The following is a 272-nucleotide window of genomic DNA, read 5'->3' as shown; positions in this document are numbered from 1 at the left end:
AGCCGAGACCGACGACCGTTTCGATCTGTCGTCCGGCCGCACCGAGCTTGCCGCGAAGACGGCCGACGTGCACGTCCACCGAACGGGTTTCGACGAGCCGATCGTAGCCCCAGACGCGTTCGAGCAGACGGTCTCGCGACAACACGCGGTTCTTGTTTGCGACCAGGTAGCGAAGCAGCTCGAATTCGCGGCGCGTGAGGCGCACCGGCTCGCCGTCCACGCTCACCGCAACGGCGTCGAAGTCGGCGACGAGATGCTTGCCGCGATACACG

Annotated in this window: 1 protein-coding gene; it reads right to left on the bottom strand. The window is 66.2% G+C overall.

All coding sequences use genetic code 11. The annotated features are described in order from the left end of the window. A partial coding sequence (locus ACLJNW_RS25200) for a winged helix-turn-helix domain-containing protein (protein WP_410961358.1) occupies positions 1-272 on the bottom strand: 272 nt, incomplete at both ends.

The organism is Salmonella sp. SAL4457 (assembly GCF_046548235.1).
In the GTDB taxonomy this organism is placed as follows: domain Bacteria; phylum Pseudomonadota; class Gammaproteobacteria; order Enterobacterales; family Enterobacteriaceae; genus Salmonella; species Salmonella enterica.
This window is presented reverse-complemented; position numbering and strand designations above follow the sequence as displayed.